Source organism: Maritimimonas sp. 2205BS37-2, assembly GCF_056591755.1.
The window spans coordinates 290,314-314,878 of record NZ_JBWQOI010000002.1; the positions used below are offsets into that span (position 1 = coordinate 290,314).

Below are 24,565 nucleotides of genomic sequence, written 5' to 3' on the forward strand. Positions count from 1 at the left end.
AAATGGCTTCTACATTAGCTACATTAGATGTTGTTTATGAAGATAATCATCTGATCATTATTAATAAAAAAGTAGGAGATCTTATTCAGGGTGACAAAACTGGTGACACTCCTTTAAGTGAAATTGTTAAACAGTACATTAAAAAAAAATATCAGAAACCGGGTAACGTTTATTTAGGCGTAGTGCATAGGTTAGATAGACCTACCACCGGAATTATTATTTTTGCCCGAACCTCTAAAGCATTAGAGCGTTTAAATAAAATGCTTCGAGATAAAAAAATAAGGAAAACATATTGGGCCATTGTAAAAAACAAACCTAAGGAAGAATGTGGCACACTTATAAATTATTTAAAAAAGAACCCTAAAAACAATAAATCAACCGTTTTTCATAAAGAAACAGCTGGAAGTAAGCGTGCCGTTTTACATTATAATACCCTTAAACATTTAGATAATTATTCGTTGTTAGAGATCGACCTTGAAACTGGCCGTCATCATCAAATTCGCGCACAACTCTCAGCAATAGGCTCCCCTATAAAAGGTGATCTTAAATATGGATTTAATAGAAGCAATAAAGACGGTGGAATTCATCTCCATGCCAAAAGTATAGCATTTACACATCCTGTTTCCAAAGAAACTATTAAAGTAGAAGCTTCGCCACCAAACGACATAATTTGGAATAACTGTAAGTAACTATCGTTTCATAGCTAAAAATTTTTCCTTTATAATTTCATCTACAGATCTGTTTTCTATCTTACTCTCTAGCCAAGATAATATATCAAGGTATAAAAATGATCTCCTTTCATACGGATCATCCTCATAAACTTTCAACTTTTGATGTAATTTTTTAAATTCTCCCTTTATTTGATGCGGATACACATCTCCCAGCCCTTTCATGAAAGCAATAATGTCTTTTTGAACCTCATGCAAATCATTCATTTTCAATAAAAATTTATAGGTGCTCTTGAGCTGCACTTCTAAATGATAATCCATTCCAGCCTCGTAATGTGCAATAAGGCTTAAAATACGAGCAAAACACATTAGGTCTTCCCGCATTTTCAAAGATCTATTACTAATGATCATCTCTAAATATTCTATACTTTTTTTATACTCATTCGCTCCAAAATACAAACTGGCAATCTTATAATAAAAAAGCATTACATGGTGTACATCAACCCTATTATGATATTGTTTCATCCCCTTTAAAATATCATCTACCAATGGAATTCCCTCCTTAAAAGTTCCCTCCATAAAATGCAGGTTTAACTTATTATTGTAGATATATAGAAAACTTAAAGTTTCAATATTATCGTCTTTAGGAAAGTCTTTAGACCTCACTACCATTTCAAGTTGTTCTAATGATACTTTAAACTGCGTATGGTGCCTTAACAAGAAAAGCGCTTCTAGCAAATAGTGATTTCCTTTTAAGAAAAAAACCGGATTTAAATTAATCATTGCCCTATTTAAATAGAATAACTCCACCCATTTTGAAGCATATTTGTAACATGATAAAAAATCATGCACTAAAAAACTATACCATAGGTGCGATTTATAAAGCCATAACTTCTCGCGAAAACCTAAGTCATTCCAATTAAACTTTGGCAATCGGTCATTAAAATATTTGGTAATTATTTTAAACTCATCATCATTTTTTACATAACCGGTTTTAAGCAAGATTCCATAAAGCTGTAATGACAAATTAGATAGTTTACTAGCTATAACATTATCCATACTAAGCTGTTTCGCCTGAACTACAAGCTCATCTGCTCTACCGCTAATACTTCTTGTAATATACTGAGACTCTATAATTTTCTCGAGTTCTACGATTTGATATGCTATGTTCTTTTCTTGATGTTCCATAGCCTGATTTTTTGCCTTATCTAAAATCTTTAAGCTTTGTTTATAGAGCCCTTTATGATATAAGATAGTGGCAAAGTCTAATTGCTCTCTAATCTGAATTCTTATGTCTTTATGAGATGGGTTTAATCGTAAACTGATTAAAATTTGCTTATATAAATGCGCTTTAAGGTTTGAAAGCTGCGCTTTCTTTACAATTTTACTATCCAAAATTGCCTTTTCATTGTACTTGGGCAACTTCTCTAATAAATTAAACAACATTAAAAATTTTGAATCGGTATTTACATCTAATCTACCGACATATAGTTTAAAATGTCGCTTTTCTGACTTAGAAAGTGACTTAATTAAAACAAATAAATTGTCTTTTTGATGGTTCATCGTCGTATCAATTAATACTGTATATCATTGAAAATAAAGTTTTTAAATACTTCAAAAGTGATTTAAACATTGTAAACTAAAATCACATTTTTCAACCTTAGATAAAACCAAAATATAATTTTGTATAACAATAATGAAATTTAAACCGAAATTATGAGCAAAGAAAAGGTTCAAATTTTTGATACTACGCTTAGAGATGGCGAGCAAGTTCCGGGTTGCAAATTAAACACTGAACAAAAGTTAGTAATTGCAAGAGAACTGGATATTCTAGGTGTTGACGTTATCGAAGCCGGATTTCCTATTTCTAGTCCGGGCGACTTCCTGTCTGTTGATGAAATCTCAAAAGTAGTAAAAAATGCCACTGTATGTGGATTAACAAGATCTGTCAAAAAAGATATTGAAGTAGCAGCTCAAGCTCTTAAAAATGCAGTAAAACCGAGAATTCATACAGGTATAGGCACTTCAGATTCACATATTACGCATAAGTTTAACTCTACCAAAGATAAAATAATTGAGAGAGCGGTTGCCGCTGTGGCATATGCCAAATCTTTTGTAGAAGATGTTGAATTTTACGCAGAAGATGCCGGGCGTACTGATAATGAATATCTAGCACGAGTCTGCGAGGAAGTAATAAAAGCAGGAGCAACAGTATTGAACATCCCGGATACCACAGGATATTGTTTACCTGAAGAATATGGTGCTAAAATAAAATACCTTAAAGAACATGTTAAAGGGATTGAAAAAGCGACGCTATCATGTCATTGTCACAATGACCTAGGTTTAGCAACTGCTAATTCTATATCAGGTGTTATTAATGGAGCCCGACAAATAGAATGCACCATTAATGGCATTGGCGAAAGAGCAGGCAACACTTCACTTGAAGAAGTTGTGATGATTTTAAAACAACACCCTTATTTAAACTTAGACACTAATATTAATACTTCAATGCTTTATAATACCAGTCTATTGGTTTCAGAAAGTATGGGTATGCCGGTGCAACCTAATAAGGCTATCGTTGGATCAAATGCCTTTGCACATAGTTCAGGGATTCATCAGGATGGCGTTATAAAAAATCGTGAAACCTACGAAATTATAGACCCAAAAGATGTTGGAGTAACAGAATCAGCAATAGTTTTAACCGCACGTAGTGGAAGAGCTGCGCTTGCCTATCGAGCGAAGAAAATTGGATATGAGCTTTCTAAACTTCAATTAGATAAAGTCTATGCCACTTTCTTAAATTTTGCTGACAGAAAAAAAGAAATTTTAGACGAAGATATTCATGCTATTGTTAAAACCAGTGACATAGGCACTTCAATTTTTGCATAAATGAATAAAACATTATTTGATAAGGTATGGGATGCACATGTAGTTGACATTATAGAAAATGGTCCATCCATATTGTATATTGACAAGCATTTAATTCATGAGGTAACCAGTCCTCAAGCTTTTTCTGAATTGGAAAAAAGAAATATTTCTATTGCTAGGCCAGATAAGATCGTCGCTACAGCAGATCATAATACGCCCACCTTAAATCAACATCTTCCTATAAAGGATGCTTTATCTAGAAATCAAATAAAGCAATTGACCGAAAACTGTAATAAAAATAATATTACGCTGTACGGATTAGGGCATAAGTATAATGGCATAGTACACGTAATGGCGCCTGAGCTGGGTATAACCCAACCTGGCATGACCATGGTTTGTGGTGACAGTCACACATCTACTCATGGTGCTTTTGGCACTATTGCTTTTGGAATAGGCACAAGTCAGGTAGCACAAGTATTTGCAAGTCAATGTTTACTTCTTCAAAAACCAAAAAAACTTCGTGTAAACGTTAATGGTAAATTAAAGAAGGGGGTATTACCTAAAGACGTTATTCTATATATTATTGCCAAACTAGGTACAAATTCAGGAACCGGATATTTTTGCGAATACGCTGGGAATGTTTTTGAAGAAATGTCGATGGAAGGAAGAATGACCGTTTGCAATATGAGTATAGAAATGGGCGCACGCGGAGGTATGATAGCGCCAGATCAAACTACGTTTGATTATATAAAAGGACGAGAGTTTGCTCCTAAGGGTGAGGCATTTGAAAAAAAGGTTGCCCACTGGAAGACCTTAAAAACTGATGAAGGAGCGATTTTCGATCAAGAATATTATTTTGATGCCGAAGACATCGAACCAATGGTTACTTATGGTACAAATCCAGGAATGGGCATCAAGATTAATGAATCTATTCCAGAAAGTAAAGATCCTTCTTTTGAGAAATCTTTAACCTATATGGGGTTTAAGGAAGGAGAATCCTTAATAAATAAGCCTATTAACTATGTATTTATAGGTAGTTGCACAAATTCTAGAATTGAAGATTTTAGGATAGCTGCTAAATATATCAAAGGCAAGCAAAAGGCCGAAAATGTAATTGCTTGGTTAGTGCCGGGTTCACAACAAGTAGCAAAACAAATAAACGACGAAGGATTAAATGAAGTTTTCATGGCTGCAGGATTTCAATTACGTCAACCAGGTTGCTCTGCTTGTTTAGCGATGAACGATGATAAAATACCCGAAGGTGAATATTGTGTTTCTACTTCGAATAGAAATTTTGAAGGTCGTCAAGGACAAGGATCAAGAACTATCTTGGCAAGCCCATTGGTAGCAGCTGCAACTGCAGTTGCTGGCAAAATTGTTGATGTAACCGAACATGTTGAATCTATAGCCTTGGTATAAGAATATGGAAGCTTTTAAAAAAATAATATCAACTGCTGTACCTTTAGCAATAGAAAATATAGATACCGATCAGATTATACCGGCACGCTTCTTAAAAGCTACAGATAAAAATGGTTTTGGTGATAACGTATTTAGAGATTGGCGATATAACAAAGATGGCAGTATAAACCATAACTTTGTTTTAAATGATGCTCGTTATAAGGGAAACATACTCGTAGCAGGTACTAATTTTGGTTGCGGCTCTAGTAGGGAACATGCTGCTTGGGCATTAGCGGGCTATGGATTTAAAGTAATCATTAGCAGCTTTTTTGCGGATATTTTTAGAGGTAACGCTCTTAACAATGGTATTTTACCAATACAGGTATCTGAAGATTACCTTCAGTTTTTATTAAAAGAAATTACTCAAAATCAGCATACAACCCTTGAAGTAAATTTAGAACAACAAACCATCCATGTACAAGGGAATCATTTAAGGGAACGTTTTGAAATAAACCCTTATAAAAAATTATGTCTTCTAAATGGATATGATGATATTGATTACTTACTAAGTAAAAAAGATAAGATTAAAGCCTACGAAATGGCAACTCAATAAAAAATAGACTATGAAATTACAAATTGCAGTATTAGCTGGTGATGGCATTGGGCCAGAGGTAACATCGCAGGCAAAGAAAGTTTTGGAAGCTGTCGCACATCAGTTCGATCACACATTCATTTTTAAAGAAGCTCTAGTAGGCGCCGCTGCTATTGATACCGCCGGTGATCCATTACCTGAAGAAACATTACAGACTTGTTATGATGCCGATGCCGTTTTATTTGGGGCTATTGGCGACCCGAAATACGACAATGATCCTTCCGCCAAAGTGCGTCCTGAGCAAGGATTACTCAAACTACGTAAATCACTGGGGCTATTCACCAACATACGTCCGGTAAAAGCATATGATCAACTATTAGATAAATCGCCTTTGAAAAAGGAAATCATTAAAGGTACAGATTTCACAATCTATCGTGAGCTAACTGGAGGAATATACTTTGGGAAAAAAGAGTTAAGTAAAGATGGTAAAGCAGCGTCAGACTTATGCGAATATAGTGCAGAAGAAATTGAGCGCATCGCACATCTAGCTTTTAAAGCAGCTCGTAATAGACGTAAAAAATTAACCTTAGTTGATAAAGCGAATGTATTAGAAACCTCTAGACTTTGGCGCAAAGTGGTAACAGAAATTAGCAAACAGTATACTGACGTTGCTCTAGACTTTTTGTTCGTTGATAATGCTGCAATGCAAATCATATTGAACCCAAGTCAATTTGATGTTATACTAACCGAAAATATGTTTGGTGATATTATTTCTGACGAAGGTAGCATTATTGGAGGTTCTATCGGATTGTTAGCGTCAGCATCTATCGGTTCAAAATATGCTTTATTCGAGCCAATTCATGGCTCTTATCCGCAGGCTAAAGGTAAGGGAATTGCAAACCCTATAGCTTCCATCTTATCAGCCGCAATGTTATTAGAACATTTTCAATTACTTGATGAAGCTGAACTTATTAGAAAAGGAGTTGAGAAATCTCTAAAATTAAAAATTACAACTCCAGACATTAATGCTGAATTTGATAATGTAACAACAGATAAAGTTGGCGATTTTATTGCTGATTTTGTTCAGTATCCAGAAGATACTAACATAAACTTTCAGAACATACATATTGGACAATCGACAATAATCTAGTAGTTATGTGATTATTGACATTTGAATTAGTATAGTTAGTGCATAAGCCTTATTTTTCAATAAGGCTTATTTTTTGTCTTCATCTAATTATTTGTTATCCACTTTTCTTTTATCCTATCCAAATTTAAATTACCAATACTGCCTATATGAGTATGCTGTTTAGACATATCTGGGCTGTAAGTCCCTTTTTGAACTTGATCTCCAATGTTTTTATAAGCTTCCCTAAATGATAAGCCTTCTATAACCAAATTATTAATATTATCTACTGTAAATAAATATCTATATTTTTCATCATTAAGGTCAATATCATTAACAATTATTTGATTGATGCTATGATCAAAAATTTCTAAAATACTAATCATATCATTAATGGTTTTGATCATATTTTCTTTTAACAACTGATAATCTCTATGATAACCACTTGGCAAATTATTAGTTATTAAAACCATTTCGGCTTGTAAGGCTTGAATCTTATTGCTTTTACCTCTAATTAATTCAAATACGTCTGGATTTTTTTTATGTGGCATAATACTACTGCCCGTTGTCAATTCGTCAGGGAATGAAATAAAATTAAAATTCTGACTCATATATAGACATATATCCATAGCAAACCTAGAAAGTGTATTTGCTAAACTTCCCAGAGCAATAGCTAATGTCCTTTCACTTTTCCCTCTACTCATTTGAGCCGCAACTACATTATATTTTAAGGTTGAAAATCCTAGTTCTTTGGTAGTAAAGGCTCTGTCTATTGGAAATGAGCTTCCGTAGCCCGCTGCCGACCCCAACGGATTTTGATCTACCACTTTATAAGCAGCCCGTAATAAATAAACATCATCAACCATCATTTCTGCGTATGCTGAAAACCATAAACCAAAAGAGGAAGGCATAGCCACTTGTAAATGTGTATAGCCAGGTAATAAATTATCCCTGTAGGCTTGAGCAAGATTTAATAAAGTATCAAATAAAGTTCTTGATTTTTGCTCAATTAACTTTAAATGATCTTTATAATATAATTGTAAGGCTACTAGCACCTGATCATTTCTTGATCGGGCTGTATGTATCTTTTTTCCAACCTCTCCACACCTCATGGTAAGTTCTGCTTCAATTTTAGAATGTACATCTTCAAATTGTTCTTCAATTTTAAATGTTCCATCATTAATTTCATCCTGAAGTTCGTTTATACCTCTTTCTAATAATGTTAATTCTTCCGAAGACAATAGTCCGATATGTGCTAACATTTTTGCATGTGCAGAGGAAGCCTGCAGATCATAAGAGGCAATATATAAATCTATCTCTCTATCGTTACCGATAGTAAACTGCTCAATTTTTTTATCAATTGAAAATCCTTTGTCCCAAAGTTTCATAATTTTCCGTGAAAGCAGAAAATCCTACTTTCATTTTTAAGGGTTAATTCATTTGTATTTTTAGGTTATAACCTTATTCAACCTTACATTATTTTCTCTAATAATTTAATGTAGATTTCAATGCCTTCTTCAATTTCATGAACATATATAAACTCATCTGCCGAATGTGAGCGCGTACTGTCTCCTGGGCCTAATTTTAATGATGGGCACGATAAGCAAGCTTGGTCTGACAAGGTTGGAGAACCGTAGGTTGACCTTCCTATTGCAATGCCTGTTTTTACTAGCTCATGCTCTACAGGTATTGATGATGAGTTTAATTTTAAACTTCTTGCTACTATTTCATCACATGGCGCTTCGTTTTTAAGAATTTCTACAATCTCCTTATTGGAATAGCGATCATTGACTCGCACATCAATTACTAAATTCACTTCTGAGGGAATAGCATTGTGCTGTTTCCCCGCATTTATTTGCGTTACAGTCATTTTTACAGCACCAAGCATAGTCGATTTTTTTTCAAACTCAAAATTTTCAAACCATTTGAGCACATCAATCGTTTTATAAATTGCATTATTATTATTTGGATGTGCTGCATGACCCGGCGTTCCGTTTACAACAGCATCAAAGACCACCAAACCCTTTTCTGCAACCGCTAAATTCATTAAAGTTGGCTCTCCAACGATAGCCACATCAATTTCTGGAATCACAGAGAGCATACTATTTAGACCATTGTCACCACTACTTTCTTCTTCTGCAGAAGCAACAATCACCAAATTATACTTTAAATTTTCTTTGGTGTAGAAATACGTGAAAGTCGCAATTAATGATACTAAACAACCCCCAGCATCATTACTTCCAAGGCCGAACAATTTTCCGTCTTCAACAATAGCTTTAAAAGGGTCTTTCGTATAAGCATTATTTGGCTTTACCGTGTCATGATGGGAGTTTAATAAAAGTGTTGGTTTGCTGTTATCGAAGTGCTTGTTAACTGCCCAGATATTATTGTTATCTCGATCAAATGGGATTTGATACCGATCAAACCATTTTTCAATTAATAGTGCAGTTTTATCTTCTTCAGAAGAAAAAGATGGGGTTTCTATTAAACTCTTTAGTAATGCAATAGCTTCTTGTGTTAATTTTTGGATCATGCCTGTATTATTGTGTATTTTGAGTTTTCATTAAACAGCATTTCTGATGTACCAATACAAACCTTATATACTTTATTGTCTATTGCGTCAAAACAATTGTGCAATTTGGGAAGCATTCCATCTGCTATAATATTATCTTTAATTAGTTCTTGGTAATGTTCATGATTTAGCTTTTCTATAATAGAATTTTCATCATTTATATCTAAAAGAACTCCGCCTTTTTCAAAACAATAATATAATTCCACATTATACAAATTGGTAAATGCCTTTGCAATTTCAGAAGCAATGGTATCTGCATTCGTATTTAATAATTGCCCTTTCCCATCGTGAGAAATGGCGCAGAACACTGGTGTAATAGCATTGTCTAATAGTACTTTCAATACACTTGTATTGACATTTTTGATATCACCAACATATCCAAAATCTATATCTTTAACAGGGCGTTTTTCGGCATTCACGGTATTTCCATCTGCACCTGAAAACCCAACACTATTACAACCATATGCTTGTAGTTCGGCAATAATATTTTTATTGACTTTCCCTGCATAAACCATGGTTATAATAGTTAAAGTATCTGTATCCGTAATCCGTCTTCCATCAATCATTTTCACCTCAACATTCATTTTCTGAGCTAACTTTGTAGCGAGTTTACCTCCACCATGTACTAAAACTTTAGGGCCATTTAGCGTTGCGAACTGTTTTAAAAAATCGCTTAACGATTTAGAATCATCAATAATGTTTCCTCCTATTTTAACAACTTTTAAGGTCTGCATATTATGCATTTTCAAGAATTTGTTTTATAACAGCTTGAGCTGCATATGTTCTATTATTTGCTTGTTGAATTACTACAGAATTATCACCATCTAAAATTGCATCTTCAACAACCACATTTCTTCTTACCGGTAGACAATGCATAAACTTCCCCTTACCCAATTTTTCTTGTGTAAGCATCCAATTAGCGTCATGATTTAATACCTTACCATAGTCTGAATAACTGCACCAATTTTTTACATAAACAAAGTCAGCATCTTTTAAAGCTTCTTTTTGATCATTATTGACTATAGTGTCTTTTACAACTTTCGGATTAAGCTCATACCCTTTTGGGTGTGTAATTGAAAAATCTACAGGCAATTCTTGCATCATTTTAATAAAAGAATTCGCAACCGCATGCGGCAAAGCCTTAGGGTGTGGTGCCCAAGATAATACAACCTTTGGTCTAGACTTCATTTTTAATTCTTCAATTGTAATTGCATCGGTTAATGCTTGTAAAGGATGCGCTGTGGCGCTCTCCATATTAATGATAGGCACCGAAGCATATTTCATAAAGCTGTTCAATATTAGTTCTGCTTCATCGGTAGTCTTATCTTCTAATGTAGGAAAGGCTCTTACAGCAATTATGTCTGCATATTGAGAGATAACCTGCGCGGCTTCTTTTATGTGTTCTGAGGTATTGAGGTTCATTATTGTACCGTCTTCAAACTCTAAGTTCCAAGCATCTTTTACATTTAAAATCATTACTTGCATCCCAAGATTTTTAGCCGCTTTTTCAGTACTCAACCTAGTTCGCAAACTAGCATTGAAAAAAAGCATAACTAAGGTCTTATTTTTACCTAACTCTGAAAAATGAAATGGATTCTTTTTTAAAAGAATTGCTTGCTCCATCATTTCGGCAACACTAATAATATCATTTACATCTGTATATTTCTTCATCTGCTTAAAATTTTATAATTCAGCACTTAAGGCTTTAAAAAATATATCAATATGTTCCTTTTTAATCGTTAATGGCGGTAGAATTCTTAGCAAATTTGGATTTTTAGCACTTCCTGTAAATATGCTATGTTTAAAAATTAAATCTTTTCTTAATTCACGTATTGGGAAATCGAATTCTAATCCTAACATCAACCCTCTACCTTTTACATTTTTAATTTGAGAAATCATTTTTGCTTTTTCTAAAAAGTACAAGAATAGTTCTTTAGCATTTTGCATCAACTGTTCTTCTTTCAGAACTTCCAATACTGATAATGAAGCTGCACAAGCCAAATGATTCCCTCCAAAAGTAGTTCCTAACATCCCATAAGAAGCTTCAATTTGTTTATTAATTAAAATGCCCCCAATAGGAAATCCATTCCCCATTCCTTTTGCCATAGAGATAATATCGGGGTGTATTTTGTGTTTTTGAAAAGCGAAAAAATCACCCGTTCTTCCAAACCCACATTGAATTTCATCTGCTATTAAAAGTGCATCATATTTCTTTGTTAAGTTTCGCAAACCTTTATAGAATTCTGTTGAGCCTTCATCTAATCCACCAATTCCTTGAATCGTTTCAACTATAATGGCACAGATATCTTTTTGTTTTAAAGTAGATTCTACAGTTTCTAAGTCACCTAGTTCTAACAACACCACTTCCTGTTGGGCGTTTATTGGCGCTATTATTTTTGGATTATCGGTTACCGCTACTGCTGCCGAAGTTCGCCCATGAAAACCATTCTTAAACGCTATTACTTTACTTTTCCCCGTTACAAATGACGCCAATTTCAAAGCATTTTCATTAGCTTCAGCTCCAGAATTACATAGAAATAGATTATAGTCTTCACATCCTGAAAGTTCGTAAAGTTTGGTGGCAAGTTCTTTTTGAAGTGGATTCTGGATAGAATTGCTATAAAACCCCAATTTACTCACTTGCTCACTAATATTTCTTACATATTTAGGATGTGAATGCCCTATTGAAATCACGGCGTGACCTCCATAAAGATCAAGGTATTTTGTCCCTTTATCATCGTAAACAAAAATATCTTTTGCTTTAACTGGAGTTACATCATATAGTGGGTATACGTCAAACAAACTCATATTTGCTCTTTTTTAATAGTATTAATTTTATTGAATGAGGCTACCATTCCTTGAATAAGAGAAGAACTTAATCCTTTATGTTCCATTTCATTTAATCCCTGTATGGTGCATCCTTTTGGTGTAGTTACTTTATCTATTTCTTCTTCAGGATGGTTCCCTGTTGTTATTAATAGGCTTGCCGCTCCTTCGCTGGTATGCATAGCTAATTCTTGCGCTTCTTTAGCATCAAACCCGAGCTGAATAGCTGCTTGTGTTGTTGCCCTAATTAATCGCATCCAAAAAGCAATACCACTTGCGCAAACAACCGTTGCAGCTTGCATTTGCGTTTCAGGAATAACAATGGAATTACCAAGTCTATTAAAGATTGCTTCTGCAATTCTAATACGGTTTTTCCCATTTTCATTAGAACATAAACACGTCATAGATTTACCTACTGCAATTGCCGTATTAGGCATGGCTCTAATGATAAATTGTTCATTACCCACTACACCTTCAATTTTAGCAATAGAAAAACCTGTAATAGTAGATATTAACACATGATTTTCTGTTAGTAAATGTTTGATTTCGTTTAATATAATCTCGAAGTGTCTAGGCTGAACAGCAAAAATTAAAATATCAGATTTTTTTACCGCTTCTAAATTATCTGTAGTTAAGAACACATTCTTATACCCTTCAAATTCTTTGATTTCGTTTAAGTTACGTTTTGTTAAATATAAGGTTGTTATTGCGTTGGTTGTAATTAAACCTTTGGCAATAGATTTCCCTAAGTTTCCTGTTCCTATAATGGCTATTTTCATAATTCTAATTTTACCGCTTCCCACTTTCGCAGGAATGCCAAACTTGTTTTAAAAAAAACTTGCTTTTAACTGTAGTCCCTCTGTTTCTTCAAAACCGAATAAAAGATTCATGTTTTGAATGGCCTGTCCTGAAGCGCCCTTCAGAAGATTATCTACAACGCTTGTTATCAACAACTTATCGTCATGTTTATGCAAATGAATTAAACATTTATTAGTATTAACCACCTGTTTTAAATGTAACATTTGATCGCTAATAAATGTGAATGCCGCATCTTTATAATATGTCTTGTAAATTTCATTTGCTTCTTCGATCGTTTTATCAAATTGGGTATAAGCTGTAGCGAAAATCCCTCTACTAAAATTTCCTCTGTTAGGCATAAAATGAATGACAGATTTGAAATCTCTTTGTAACTGATTTATAGATTGATTTATTTCACCTAAATGTTGATGCGAAAAGGGCTTGTAGTATGAAAAATTATTATCTCTCCATGTAAAATGCGTTGTTTTAGACAAAGATGTACCTGCTCCTGTTGCTCCGGTTACCGCATTAATATGCACATCACTGTTCAATAGATTTTTGTTAGCAAGGGGTAATAATGCAAGTTGAATAGCCGTAGCAAAACATCCAGGGTTAGCAATGTAGTTTGCTTGCTTAATTTGTTCTTTTTGCAACTCGGGCAAGCCATAAACAAATTCTTTTCCTAGAAATTCTTTATCGGCATTCAGTCTAAAATCGTTACTTAAATCAATAATTTTAGTCGATTCAGAGAATTTATTCTTTTCTAAAAATGTTTTTGAATTACCATGACCAAGACATAAAAAAAGCACATCTATATCTGTAGTGATTTCGTTTGTAAATTTCTGATCTATTGTACCAACCAAGTCTTGATGTACCATATGTATTTCATTTCCTGAGTTCGATGTGCTATACACAAAACTTAACTCTGTGTGCTTATGATTTATCAATAACCGTATTAATTCTCCAGCAGTATAACCTGCTCCACCTACAATTCCAACTTTTATCATGACGTTAAGAGTTTATTTGATGATAGATTTTATTTTGATTACCAAGAATTTTTATAAAGCCTTTGGCTTCATCGGCAGACCATCCTTTATTCATTTCGCCATAACTTCCAAACTTTGCATTCATTAAATCATGCTCTGAACTTATTCCGTCAAGTGTAAAGTGATATGGCCTTAATTCAACAATTACTTCACCCGATACTTTATCTTGACTATTTTGTAGAAAAGCTTCTATATCTCTCATAACCGGATCTAAGTATTGCCCCTCATGCAAATGCATTCCATAAAAGCTTGATAAATATTCTTTATGTTGTAATTGCCATTTTGTAAGTGTATGTTTTTCTAAAAGATGATGTGCTTTTATAATAATTAAAGCAGCTGCAGCTTCAAAACCAACACGTCCTTTTATACCGACAATGGTATCTCCAACATGAATATCTCTACCAATAGCATATACTGATGCTAAAGTACTTAACTTTTCAATATTATCTTGTGGAAGTGCTTTAACTCCGTTTATAGCTACTAGCTCTCCTTTTTCAAAAGTTAATGTTATTTTTTCACATCCCTCCTTTGCCAATTGTGATGGATATGCCTTTTCTGGCAATGCTCTATCTGATGTTAGGGTTTCATCTCCACCTACACTCGTTCCCCAAAGGCCTTTATTAATGGAATATTTTGCTTTCTGCCAAGGCATGTCTATACCATTTCTAGTTAAATAGTCTATTTCTTCCTGTCTCGAAAGCTTATTATCTCTAATTGGCGTAATAATCTTGATCTCTGGCGCCAATGTTTGAAAGATCATATCAAACCTCACTTGGTCATTACCGGCACCTGTACTACCGTGTGCAATGTATTGCGCTTTAATACTTTTAGCATATTCAATAATCTTAATTGCCTGAATAATTCTTTCGGCACTTACAGATAACGGATAAGTATTATTTTTTAATACATTTCCATAAATAAGGTATTTTATTACCTTTTTATAGTAGTCAGAAACTGCATCTATGTTTTTGCACGAAACCACTCCCATTTTTAGAGCATTCATCTCAATTTGTGCTATTTCACTTTTGGTAAAACCTCCTGTATTTACACTCACGGCATGAACTTGATAGCCCTCATCTTTTGATAAATGCACTGCACAATATGAAGTATCTAAACCTCCACTATATGCTAATACTAATTTTTTCATTTGCTTTTTTTATTCTTTTTTAAAAATATGTTTTGTTTTAGCTGCTTTAACCTTCTAAATACCTTAGGTTTTACTTTTTTAGAATCTGATGAATTTTTTTCTTTTTTAGGGTCGTAAAGCATTCCTGTACATAAGCACATTGTTTGGCTTGTACGTTGCAATACATCATAATTTTTACATGTTTGGCAACCTTTCCAAAAAGATTGATCATTCGTTAATTCAGAAAAAGTCACTGGTTTATAGCCTAGGTCACTATTCATTTTCATAACAGCCAGTCCGGTAGTGATGCTAAATATTTTAGAAGTTGGGAACTTAGTTTTGGATAGCTCAAAAATTTTAGCTTTAATTTTTTTTGCCAATCCAATTCCTCTATAATCTGGATGAACTATTAATCCTGAATTCGCTACAAATTTTCCGTGCCCCCAGGTTTCTATATAACAGAATCCTGCGAAAACTTCACCGTCAAGAGCAATTACAGCATTTTCTTTTTCCATTTTCTCCATAATGTAATTTGGAGAACGCTTTGCAATACCTGTTCCTCTAACCTTTGAGGCTTCTTCAATTGCCTTGCAGATAACCTCTGCGTATATATTATGTGATTTATTAGCAATAACAATTTGCATTGTTGTTGATTTAAAATGATTAAAACTTATTAAAATTGAGATTTGAAAAGAAGAACCGGACACACCTAAGTTCCAAAAATAACATACACCCCTAAGGGCGGCGTGGAAAATGAGGGCGTACTAAAACACTGTTATTATTTAAAATAACTCTGTTAAGAAATACTATGTTAATGTGGAATTGCAAAAGGATTTGAATAAATAAAATTAATAATCAGTTAAACTCTAGAATTAGCAAGCGCGGCGACAGCGCACTCTGGGAAAGCGAGTTTCGGGGTATTGATTATGTCTATTTATCTTATTCATCTCAGCAAATGTATAAAAATAATTTCTTGAAATGCAACAAAAAACATTTAAGTTTCTATGTAGCAATCATTTATACAAATATCGCAAAAATAGCAGACTATTTTTGCGATATTCATTTTAAAGCATATAATCTGTACTTACAAAATTTGATTTTTTAGAATCTAATAAATCTTCCAATATGTTGTTATTGTAATCATTATCTTTTGCAGCGATAAAAGTTCTTATAGAAAAACTTCGTAGCGCATCGTGCACACTTAATGTACTTACAGCAGAATCTTTTCTTCCGGTAAATGGAAATACATCAGGACCTCTTTGACATGAGCTATTTAAATTTACTCTACAAACAAGATTCACTAATGTATCTATTAATCGCGATAATTGATCAACATCTTTACCGAACAAACTAACTTGTTGTCCGTAATTAGATTCTGCAATATCATCTAACGGCTCTTCCACATTTTTAAACGCTCTTATAGGTACTACCGGCCCAAATTGTTCTTCTTCATAGACTTTCATTTCTTTTGTTACCGGATAAAGCACTGCAGGGAAAATAAAGTTACCTAATACTTCCCCTCCTTTTTCATTGATGATCTTAGCACCCTTGCTTTTAGCATCATCAATTAGATCTTGTATATAGGCTACTTTTCCTGGTTCCGGCAGTGGTGTTAACTTAACACCTTCTTCCCAAGGATTTCCATATTTTAGAGCATCTACTTTTTCAGAATAACGTTTGTTAAATTCTTCAGCGACATCTTCGTGTACATACACTATTTTTAAGGCCGTACATCGTTGACCGTTATATGATAAGGTTCCTGCTATACATTCACTTACTGCAAGATCAATATCAGCATCTGGTAAAACAATTGCCGGATTCTTAGCTTCTAAGCCTAATACTAATCGTAATCGATTTGACCTAGGGTGTAGTTTTTGCAACGCCTTTGCCGATGAACTATGCCCTATTAATGCCAGTACATCTACAACTCCTGTTTTCATAATTGGAGATGCTATTACCCTGCCTCTTCCATATATAACGTTTACGACCCCTTTTGGGAAGCATTCTTTAAATAATTTCAACAGTGGAGAAATTAATAAAATACCATGTTTTGCGGGTTTAAATATGGTGGTATTCCCCATGATTAAAGCAGGAATCAGCAAGCAAAATGTTTCATTTAGGGGATAATTATAAGGACCTAAACATAAAACAACTCCAAGAGGTCCTCTACGAATATGGGCGTGAATGCCACTATGTTTTTGAAAACGAGCACTATCGCGATCCATATTTTTATAATCTTCTATGGTATCGTTGATATAATCTATGGTTCGATCAAACTCTTTTTCGGCATCTGCAACAGTCTTGCAAATTTCCCATACCAAATATTTCACGACCTCATCACGCGTGGCTTTCATTTTTTCAACAAAATGCTCCATGTGTTCAATACGATCAGCAACTTTCATTGTTGGCCATTCTCCTTGCCCCTTATCATAGGCCTTACTAGCAGCTTCTAAAGCTTCTAATGCTTCCTTTTCACTCAATTCGGGTACCGTTCCTAAGAATGTATTCCCTGCCTCACCATTGCCATTCGCGGTAATAATTGGAGAGTAAACATCGGCAGTTGATCCTTGCCATTTTATTAATTCATTATTCACCAAGTAGGTATCTTGATGTAAGGGAGCCTCAATTTGATATTTTTGAGGTATATTTTTTATAGCTATCATCTTAGTATTCTTTAAGCTTAATCTTAGTACAAAGATCGTAATATTTATACTAAGAACTGAAACAAATCGGGTTTATCATTTAAATAGTCCCCAAAAAAATTCTTTGTTTTCATTCTTTGAATTAGTGGTTGTAAATCATTAATATTCTTTAACTCAATGCCAACAACCGCCGGACCATTTTCTCTACTATGTTTTTTTGAGTATTCAAAATGAGTAATATCGTCATTTGGTCCTAATATTTCAGATACAAATTCTTTTAGTGCACCTGCTCTTTGAGGAAATCGCACTATAAAATAATGTTTTAGCCCTCGGTATAACAGTGCTCTTTCTTTAATTTCGGCAGTTCTAGTAATGTCATTATTACTTCCGCTCACTACACAGATTACATTCTTACCCTTTATTTCCTCTTTATAAAAATCTAATGCGGCTAACGTTAATGCTCCTGCAGGTTCAACCACAATAGCATCTTTATTATATAAATCTAAAATCGTTTGACACACTTTACCTTCGGGAACTGTAATTATATCGTCAAGGTTTTCTTTACAAATTTGAAAAGTTAATTTACCAACTTGTTTTACAGCTGCACCATCAACAAATTTTTCTATTTTATCTAGCACTACATTTTCATTGGCTTCGATCGCCTTTTGCATCGAAGGAGCACCTTTAGGTTCTACCCCGATAATCTTTGTTTGTGGGGCTAACGTTTTAAAAACGGATGATAATCCGGCTGCTAATCCACCCCCACCTACAGGAACAAAAACATAGTCTATTAATTGATTTGATTGCTCTAAAATCTCTAGTCCTACTGTTGCTTGCCCTTCAATAATTTTCTCGTCATCAAAAGGGTGTACAAAAGTTTTATGCTGTTTATTGCATTCTTTTTTCGCTGCTATAAAAGCATCATCAAATGTATCTCCGATTAATCGAATATTAATGAATTCACCACCAAACATTCTAACTTGCTCTACCTTTTGTTTTGGTGTTGGTGAGGGCATAAAAATAGTGCCTGGTATTTGCAATTTATGGCATGCAAAGGCCACACCTTGGGCATGATTCCCTGCGCTAGCGCAAACCACGCCATTTTTTAATTCATCTTTTGATAGTGAACTAATTTTATTATAAGCTCCTCTAATTTTATAAGATCGTACTTGTTGTAAGTCTTCTCTTTTGAGCAAAACATTGCAACCAAATTTTTTCGAATAGTTGAGATTTTGCATTAGCGGCGTAACCGCAACTACATCTTTTAATGCAGTTACGGCTTTCCGCACCTTAACCAATTTTGGGGAGTATGTCGTTTTTACTTTCAATTTTTTATACTAAAACTGCCTCTTTCTTTTCTTCAACTTTTATAACTTTCATTGCAGTCATTGCAGAACGTAATACTTTACCTGTTGCTTCTATAGGATGATTTCTTATAGTATCATTAACTGCAATTAATTTTACATTATCTACCTCATTAGAATCAGAAGGCGAAGTTCCAATAACTTCAGTGGTAATTGAAGTCATAAAATCAGTTAACAATGGCTTTGCGGCATGATCAAACAAGTAGCAACCATATTCTGCAGTATCAGAAATAATTCTATTCATTTCAAATAATTTCTTTCTTGCTACTGTATTGGCTATTAATGGCAATTCATGTAATGATTCGTAATAAGCCGATTCTTCTATAATACCTGACGCTACCATCGTTTCAAAGGCCAATTCTACACCTGCTCTAACGAATGCTACCATTAATATTCCTTTATCAAAATATTCTTGTTCAGATATATAATCTGAAGTAGCATTTGTTTTTTCAAAAGCGGTTTCTCCTGTTTCGGCTCTCCATGTTAACAGATTAATATCATCATCTGCCCAATCTTGCATCATTGTTCTTGAAAAATGACCAGACATTATATCATCCATATGTTTTTCAAACAACGGTTTAAGAATTCTCTTTAACTCTTCGGATAATTCGAATGTTTTAATTTTAGCTGGATTTGACAATCGGTCCATCATATTTGTGATACCACCATGCTTTAAGGCTTCGGTAATTGTTTCCCAACCATATTGAATTAGTTTAGATGCGTAACTAGCATCTATCCCTTCTTCAATCATTTTATTGAATGATAAAATAGAAGCTGTCTGTAGAACACCACATAATATTGTCTGTTCTCCCATTAAGTCACTTTTAACTTCAGCGACAAAAGATGATTCTAAAACACCTGCTCGGTGACCACCAGTAGCTACGGCATATGCCTTTGCCTGATCCCAACCTTTTCCTTCAGGATCATTCTCGGGATGTACCGCAATTAATGTAGGCACACCAAAACCTCTTAAATATTCTTCTCGAACTTCAGAACCCGGACATTTAGGAGCAACCATTATTACAGTCAAATCTTTACGAATTTGCATTCCTTCTTCTACGATATTAAATCCATGAGAATATGATAATGTTGCACCCTCTTTCATTAATGGCATAACAGATTTAACCACATTGGTATGTTGTTTATCAGGTGTTAGGTTAAGTACCAAATCTGCTTCTGGTATTAGTTCTTTATAAGTACCAACAGTAAAATCATTTGAAGTAGCATTTTCATAAGAAGCTCTTTTTTCTAAAATTGCCTGTTCACGCAGGGCATAAGATATATCTAAACCAGAATCTCTCATATTTAAGCCTTGGTTTAAGCCTTGTGCTCCACAACCTACAATTACAATTTTCTTTCCTGCAAGTACCTTAACTCCATCTTCGAATTCAGAGGTCTGCATAAATCTACATTTAGACAATTGTTCTAGCTTTTGCCCTAATGAAAGTGTATTAAAATAATTTGCCATTTTTGTATATCTCTTTATTAATTATAATTCTTGTAATAGTTCTGAAATTGCCATTTTGGGCCTGGTTACTGCTATTCGTCCAGACCTAACAAATTGTAATAATCCGTACGGCTTTAACTTTTCATATAAATTGTCAACATGATCTTTTGACCCTGAAGCTTCGATGACGAAGAAGTCTTCTGTGATCGTGACAATATTTGCCCTTCTAAATTTCAACTTTCTTTGAATTACCTCATCATATAAATGAAGTGTTGAAATTTTAAACAAGGCAGATTCTTGAAAAACAGTTTCTTCGTCTGTATGATAAAATGCACGTATTACTTCGATTTGTTTTTCGAGCTGACCAACAATTTTTTTTGCTTGTGACTCGCCCATAAAGGCCACTATCACAAAGCGATTTACGTTTTCTATTTCAGATCTAGATGTTGTAAGGCTTTCGATATTGATATGCCTTTTTAAAAAAATTGCCGAAATCCGGTTTAGTAAGCCTACATTATTTTCTGTGTAAACCGATATAGTAAATGTTTTCTTTTCTTCCATAATTAACTCAATCTTATATCTGAAACTGATGCTCCACTTGGTATCATTGGGAATACGTTATCTTCTTTTTCAACACATACTTCTAAAAAGTATGCTTTATCAGATGCCATCATTTCTTGAATAGTATCAGCTAGCTCCTCTCTTTTGGTAACTCTTTTAGCATCTATATGATAACCTTTTGCAATTGTTACAAAGTCAGGATTTACCATTTCTGTTGAAGCATAGCGTCTATCAAAGAACAATTGCTGCCATTGTCTTACCATACCTAAGTATTCATTATTCAGCACGACAATTTTTACGGCCGCATCCGTTTGAAGTATTGTGCCTAATTCTTGAATTGTCATTTGGTAACCTCCATCACCGATAATGGCCACTACTTCTCTTTGCGGTGCTCCCATTTTTGCACCAATTGCTGCTGGTAAGGCAAAGCCCATGGTACCCAATCCTCCAGAGGTTATATTACTTTTAGTTCGATTAAATTTTGCATAACGACAAGCAAACATTTGATGTTGCCCAACATCTGATACAATTACCGCATCGCCCTTGCTGGCATTATTAATTTCTTTTAATACTTCACCCATTGTTAATCCTTCTTTTTCAGGATATAGGTCATTCTTTATAACCTTATCGAATTCAACAACAGCAAGTTTTTTAAATTCTTCTAACCAATTTGGGTGCGAATTCGAATTAACAAATGGTAAAAGTTCGGCAAGGGTCTCTTTTACATCACCTAAAACGGCAACATCTGTTTTTACATTTTTATCAATCTCTGCAGGATCAATTTCAAAATGAATCACTTTTGCCTGCTTCGCATATGTATTTAAATCTCCAGTTACGCGATCATCAAATCGCATGCCTATAGCAATTAAAACATCACATTCATTGGTGAGTTTATTGGGACCATAATTACCATGCATACCAACCATGCCCACATTTAAAGGATGCTCGGTTGCTAAAGCAGATAAGCCTAAAATTGTCCATGCCGAAGGAATCCCTGTTTTTTCAATAAACGCCTTAAATTCTGCTTCGGCTTCGCCTAAAATAACGCCTTGCCCAAAAACGATCATTGGCTTCTTAGCTTCATTAATTATTTTAGCTGCCGACTTAACTTCTTCAATATTTACTTTAGGCTTTGCTTTATAACTACGTACGTTTTTACATTTTCTATATTCGAAATCAAAAGTTTCAAATTGTGCATTCTTGGTAATATCAATTAATACAGGTCCCGGACGTCCAGAATTCGCTATGTAGAATGCTTTTGCAATAATTTCAGGAATCTCTGAAGCTTTCGTTATTTGATAATTCCATTTAGTTACTGGTGTAGATATTCCAACGATATCAGTTTCCTGAAAAGCATCAGACCCTAATAAATGCCTAGGTACTTGCCCTGTAATACATACCATTGGTGTAGAATCTATTTGTGCATCGGCAATTCCCGTAACAAGGTTTGTTGCTCCAGGGCCTGATGTTGCCATGGCTACACCAGCCCTTCCGGTAACTCGGGCATAACCTTGTGCCGCATGAGTGGCGCCTTGTTCATGCCTTGTTAATACATGATGTAACTTATCTTGATACTTATACAGTTCATCATAAATTGGCATTATTGCGCCTCCGGGATAACCATAAATCAAATCAACACCTTCAGCTAGCAGGCATTTAATGACCGCTTCTGCTCCAGAAATATGTAACTTTTCCTTTTGCTTGAAGTTTTCTAATGTTGTTGTTTGTGATTTCATAATTATACTTCTTTTTACAAATTATTTAGTGCTTTAAAATTCATCGGTTACACATCCATTTGATGCTGATGAAACTGTTTTAGCATATTTATATAATGCTCCTCTATTTACTTTTAACTGAGGAGCCTTCCATTGTTCTTTTCTTTGTTGCAATTCTTTTTCACTTACCTCCAGAGTTATACTATTTGTTTCAGCGTTTATGGTAATAGTATCTCCATCTTTAACAAGTGCAATTGCACCACCTTCCTGAGCTTCCGGAGTAATATGCCCCACAACAAAACCATGGGTGCCACCAGAAAATCGCCCATCGGTAATCAATGCTACATCTTTTCCTAATCCTGCTCCCATAATTGCAGCAGTAGGCTTTAACATCTCTGGCATTCCAGGGCCGCCCTTTGGTCCTTCGTATCGAATTACAACAACATTCCCTTTCTTCACCTTATCATCACGAATACCATCATTCGCATCATATTCTCCATTAAATACCTTGGCCTCTCCAGAAAAAATCAGTCCTTCTTTACCGGTAATTTTTGCTACAGCTCCTTCTTCGGCTAGATTGCCATATAACATTCTTAAATGTCCGGTTTCTTTGATTGGTTTTTCTAATGGTTTAATAACATCTTGCCCTTGTGCTAAATCAGGTACTTGCGTTAAATTTTCAGCTAATGTCTTTCCTGTTACGGTTAAACAATCACCGTGCAGTAAACCTTTATTCAACAAATATTTAAGTACCGCCGGTATTCCCCCTATGGTGTGCACATCTTCCATTAAATATTTTCCACTCGGCTTTAAATCTGCTAAAAATGGTGTTTCATCAGAGATACGTTGAAAGTCTTTTAGTGTAAAATCAACATTAGCGGCTTTAGCTATCGCTAAAAAATGTAGCACTGCATTTGTAGATCCCCCCATAACTGTAACTAATCTTATTGCATTTTCTAATGATTTTTTAGTTACTATATCTGATGGTTTAATATCATGTTCAAGTAAATACTCCATTGCTTTCCCTGCTTCTACGCATTCATCTTCTTTATTCTTACTAATAGCAGGGTTTGAAGAGTTATAAGGTAAGCTCATACCCAATGCTTCAATGGCTGAAGCCATGGTATTAGCGGTGTACATTCCGCCACATGCACCAGCTCCTGGGCATGCTTTTTGGATTACACTTTGATATTCGGTTTCGTCTATAGTTCCGGCTACCTTTTCTCCCCATGCTTCAAAGGCAGATACCACATCAAGTTTTTTACCATTGTGACATCCAGAGGCAATCGTACCTCCATAAACCAATACTGAAGGTCGATTTAAACGCAACATAGCCATTAAGGCTCCTGGCATATTTTTATCACAACCTACTACCGTAATAAGCCCATCATAACTCATTGCTTGAACTACTGTTTCCATAGAGTCAGCAATTATATCTCTCGATGGTAACGAATAACGCATACCCGGCGTACCCATAGAAATACCATCGGAAACACCTATGGTATTAAAAATAAGTCCAACTACATTTGCTTCTTCAGTTCCTTGTTTAACGCGTATCGCCAGATCGTTTAAATGCATATTACAAGGATTACCTTCATATCCTGTACTGGCAATCCCCACTAAAGGCTTCTTAAGATCATCATTGCTTAAACCTATAGCATGTAACATAGCCTGCGCCGCTGGCTGCGTTGGGTTTTGAGTAATTATTTTACTGTAACGATTCAATTTCATTAAAACAGACTTATTATAGGATTTCCAAAATTATAGCTATGTAATACTTCTTTCTTTTTTATTTTTAATTTTTCATCATGGCTAA

General features: G+C 34.5%; 21 protein-coding genes. 5 read left to right on the forward strand and 16 right to left on the reverse strand.

Going from position 1 to position 24,565, the window contains the following annotated elements; genetic code table 11:
• Positions 1–2: 2 nt before the first annotated feature.
• Positions 3–689 carry an RluA family pseudouridine synthase gene (locus AC1EUU_RS08675; RefSeq protein WP_480201021.1) on the forward strand — a complete coding sequence of 229 codons (687 nt, stop codon included), beginning with the start codon at positions 3–5 and terminating at the stop codon, positions 687–689.
• Here the strand turns inward: AC1EUU_RS08675 and AC1EUU_RS08680 are convergent, their stop codons facing one another.
• The gene (locus AC1EUU_RS08680; protein WP_480201022.1) at positions 690–2,231 is read right to left on the reverse strand and encodes a hypothetical protein; all 1,542 of its coding nucleotides are present in this window, start codon (positions 2,229–2,231) and stop codon (positions 690–692) included.
• A 153-nt stretch (positions 2,232–2,384) separates the two neighbouring features.
• Here AC1EUU_RS08680 and AC1EUU_RS08685 point away from each other — a divergent pair, with 153 nt between their 5' ends.
• The 4 genes from AC1EUU_RS08685 to leuB are packed head-to-tail and all read left to right on the forward strand — an operon-like array spanning position 2,385 to position 6,676.
• Positions 2,385–3,557, forward strand: a complete 1,173-nt coding sequence (locus tag AC1EUU_RS08685; protein WP_480201023.1) for a 2-isopropylmalate synthase — start codon at positions 2,385–2,387, stop codon at positions 3,555–3,557.
• On the forward strand, positions 3,558–4,955 hold the full coding sequence (gene leuC, locus AC1EUU_RS08690) for a 3-isopropylmalate dehydratase large subunit (protein WP_480201024.1): 1,398 nt from the start codon (positions 3,558–3,560) through the stop codon (positions 4,953–4,955).
• Positions 4,956–4,959: 4 nt separating this feature from the next.
• Positions 4,960–5,547, forward strand: coding sequence for a 3-isopropylmalate dehydratase small subunit (leuD, locus tag AC1EUU_RS08695; protein WP_480201025.1), 588 nt, complete (start codon positions 4,960–4,962; stop codon positions 5,545–5,547).
• Positions 5,548–5,557: 10 nt separating this feature from the next.
• Entirely contained in the window at positions 5,558–6,676 is a 1,119-nt protein-coding gene (leuB, locus tag AC1EUU_RS08700; protein WP_480201026.1) for a 3-isopropylmalate dehydrogenase, read from the forward strand.
• A gap of 83 nt (positions 6,677–6,759) precedes the next feature.
• On the opposite strand, the gene argH is transcribed toward leuB, so the two are convergent.
• From argH to ilvD, 15 genes are all read right to left on the reverse strand, one after another.
• Positions 6,760–8,040 carry an argininosuccinate lyase gene (gene argH, locus AC1EUU_RS08705; protein ID WP_480201027.1) on the reverse strand — a complete coding sequence of 427 codons (1,281 nt, stop codon included), beginning with the start codon at positions 8,038–8,040 and terminating at the stop codon, positions 6,760–6,762.
• An 83-nt stretch (positions 8,041–8,123) separates the two neighbouring features.
• Positions 8,124–9,185 carry a M20 family metallo-hydrolase gene (locus tag AC1EUU_RS08710; protein ID WP_480201028.1) on the reverse strand — a complete coding sequence of 354 codons (1,062 nt, stop codon included), beginning with the start codon at positions 9,183–9,185 and terminating at the stop codon, positions 8,124–8,126.
• Positions 9,182–9,958: an acetylglutamate kinase gene (gene argB / locus AC1EUU_RS08715; RefSeq protein WP_480201029.1), complete on the reverse strand. Its 777-nt coding sequence runs from the start codon at positions 9,956–9,958 to the stop codon at positions 9,182–9,184. The genes AC1EUU_RS08710 and argB overlap by 4 nt, the downstream gene beginning before the upstream one ends.
• Position 9,959: 1 nt before the next feature.
• Positions 9,960–10,895 carry a Rossmann-fold NAD(P)-binding domain-containing protein gene (locus tag AC1EUU_RS08720; protein WP_480201030.1) on the reverse strand — a complete coding sequence of 312 codons (936 nt, stop codon included), beginning with the start codon at positions 10,893–10,895 and terminating at the stop codon, positions 9,960–9,962.
• Between the two features lie 12 nt (positions 10,896–10,907).
• The gene (locus AC1EUU_RS08725) at positions 10,908–12,032 is read right to left on the reverse strand and encodes an aspartate aminotransferase family protein (RefSeq protein WP_480201031.1); all 1,125 of its coding nucleotides are present in this window, start codon (positions 12,030–12,032) and stop codon (positions 10,908–10,910) included.
• Positions 12,029–12,829, reverse strand: coding sequence for a pyrroline-5-carboxylate reductase (gene proC, locus AC1EUU_RS08730; RefSeq protein ID WP_480201032.1), 801 nt, complete (start codon positions 12,827–12,829; stop codon positions 12,029–12,031). The genes AC1EUU_RS08725 and proC overlap by 4 nt, the downstream gene beginning before the upstream one ends.
• A 48-nt stretch (positions 12,830–12,877) precedes the next feature.
• The gene (gene argC, locus AC1EUU_RS08735; protein WP_480201033.1) at positions 12,878–13,855 is read right to left on the reverse strand and encodes an N-acetyl-gamma-glutamyl-phosphate reductase; all 978 of its coding nucleotides are present in this window, start codon (positions 13,853–13,855) and stop codon (positions 12,878–12,880) included.
• 4 nt (positions 13,856–13,859) lie between these two features.
• Positions 13,860–15,041, reverse strand: coding sequence for an argininosuccinate synthase (gene argG, locus AC1EUU_RS08740; protein WP_480201034.1), 1,182 nt, complete (start codon positions 15,039–15,041; stop codon positions 13,860–13,862).
• The gene (locus AC1EUU_RS08745; RefSeq protein WP_480201035.1) at positions 15,038–15,664 is read right to left on the reverse strand and encodes a GNAT family N-acetyltransferase; all 627 of its coding nucleotides are present in this window, start codon (positions 15,662–15,664) and stop codon (positions 15,038–15,040) included. The genes argG and AC1EUU_RS08745 overlap by 4 nt, the downstream gene beginning before the upstream one ends.
• 420 nt (positions 15,665–16,084) lie before the next feature.
• The gene (locus AC1EUU_RS08750; RefSeq protein ID WP_480201036.1) at positions 16,085–17,683 is read right to left on the reverse strand and encodes an NADP-dependent glyceraldehyde-3-phosphate dehydrogenase; all 1,599 of its coding nucleotides are present in this window, start codon (positions 17,681–17,683) and stop codon (positions 16,085–16,087) included.
• A gap of 44 nt (positions 17,684–17,727) precedes the next feature.
• Complete coding sequence (ilvA, locus tag AC1EUU_RS08755) at positions 17,728–18,990, reverse strand: threonine ammonia-lyase (protein WP_480201037.1); 1,263 nt, start codon at positions 18,988–18,990, stop codon at positions 17,728–17,730.
• A gap of 4 nt (positions 18,991–18,994) precedes the next feature.
• On the reverse strand, positions 18,995–20,494 hold the full coding sequence (gene ilvC / locus AC1EUU_RS08760; RefSeq protein WP_480201038.1) for a ketol-acid reductoisomerase: 1,500 nt from the start codon (positions 20,492–20,494) through the stop codon (positions 18,995–18,997).
• 21 nt (positions 20,495–20,515) lie between these two features.
• Complete coding sequence (gene ilvN, locus AC1EUU_RS08765; RefSeq protein WP_480201039.1) at positions 20,516–21,034, reverse strand: acetolactate synthase small subunit; 519 nt, start codon at positions 21,032–21,034, stop codon at positions 20,516–20,518.
• A 2-nt stretch (positions 21,035–21,036) separates the two neighbouring features.
• Entirely contained in the window at positions 21,037–22,770 is a 1,734-nt protein-coding gene (ilvB, locus tag AC1EUU_RS08770) for a biosynthetic-type acetolactate synthase large subunit (protein ID WP_480201040.1), read from the reverse strand.
• A 33-nt stretch (positions 22,771–22,803) separates the two neighbouring features.
• Positions 22,804–24,480, reverse strand: coding sequence for a dihydroxy-acid dehydratase (gene ilvD / locus AC1EUU_RS08775; protein ID WP_480201041.1), 1,677 nt, complete (start codon positions 24,478–24,480; stop codon positions 22,804–22,806).
• Positions 24,481–24,565 lie beyond the last annotated feature (85 nt).

Excerpts from the sequence above, each read along its gene's own strand:
- AC1EUU_RS08675 (WP_480201021.1), top strand. The coding sequence starts at position 3 with ATGGCTTCTACATTAGCTACATTAGATGTTGTTTATGAAGATAATCAT.
- AC1EUU_RS08680 (WP_480201022.1), bottom strand. The coding sequence starts at position 2,231 with ATGAACCATCAAAAAGACAATTTATTTGTTTTAATTAAGTCACTTTCT.
- AC1EUU_RS08685 (WP_480201023.1), top strand. The coding sequence starts at position 2,385 with ATGAGCAAAGAAAAGGTTCAAATTTTTGATACTACGCTTAGAGATGGC.
- leuC (WP_480201024.1), top strand. The coding sequence starts at position 3,558 with ATGAATAAAACATTATTTGATAAGGTATGGGATGCACATGTAGTTGAC.
- leuD (WP_480201025.1), top strand. The coding sequence starts at position 4,960 with ATGGAAGCTTTTAAAAAAATAATATCAACTGCTGTACCTTTAGCAATA.
- leuB (WP_480201026.1), top strand. The coding sequence starts at position 5,558 with ATGAAATTACAAATTGCAGTATTAGCTGGTGATGGCATTGGGCCAGAG.
- argH (WP_480201027.1), bottom strand. The coding sequence starts at position 8,040 with ATGAAACTTTGGGACAAAGGATTTTCAATTGATAAAAAAATTGAGCAG.
- AC1EUU_RS08710 (WP_480201028.1), bottom strand. The coding sequence starts at position 9,185 with ATGATCCAAAAATTAACACAAGAAGCTATTGCATTACTAAAGAGTTTA.
- argB (WP_480201029.1), bottom strand. The coding sequence starts at position 9,958 with ATGCAGACCTTAAAAGTTGTTAAAATAGGAGGAAACATTATTGATGAT.
- AC1EUU_RS08720 (WP_480201030.1), bottom strand. The coding sequence starts at position 10,895 with ATGAAGAAATATACAGATGTAAATGATATTATTAGTGTTGCCGAAATG.
- AC1EUU_RS08725 (WP_480201031.1), bottom strand. The coding sequence starts at position 12,032 with ATGAGTTTGTTTGACGTATACCCACTATATGATGTAACTCCAGTTAAA.
- proC (WP_480201032.1), bottom strand. The coding sequence starts at position 12,829 with ATGAAAATAGCCATTATAGGAACAGGAAACTTAGGGAAATCTATTGCC.
- argC (WP_480201033.1), bottom strand. The coding sequence starts at position 13,855 with ATGATAAAAGTTGGAATTGTAGGTGGAGCAGGTTATACTGCTGGAGAA.
- argG (WP_480201034.1), bottom strand. The coding sequence starts at position 15,041 with ATGAAAAAATTAGTATTAGCATATAGTGGAGGTTTAGATACTTCATAT.
- AC1EUU_RS08745 (WP_480201035.1), bottom strand. The coding sequence starts at position 15,664 with ATGCAAATTGTTATTGCTAATAAATCACATAATATATACGCAGAGGTT.
- AC1EUU_RS08750 (WP_480201036.1), bottom strand. The coding sequence starts at position 17,683 with ATGATAGCTATAAAAAATATACCTCAAAAATATCAAATTGAGGCTCCC.
- ilvC (WP_480201038.1), bottom strand. The coding sequence starts at position 20,494 with ATGGCAAATTATTTTAATACACTTTCATTAGGGCAAAAGCTAGAACAA.
- ilvN (WP_480201039.1), bottom strand. The coding sequence starts at position 21,034 with ATGGAAGAAAAGAAAACATTTACTATATCGGTTTACACAGAAAATAAT.
- ilvB (WP_480201040.1), bottom strand. The coding sequence starts at position 22,770 with ATGAAATCACAAACAACAACATTAGAAAACTTCAAGCAAAAGGAAAAG.
- ilvD (WP_480201041.1), bottom strand. The coding sequence starts at position 24,480 with ATGAAATTGAATCGTTACAGTAAAATAATTACTCAAAACCCAACGCAG.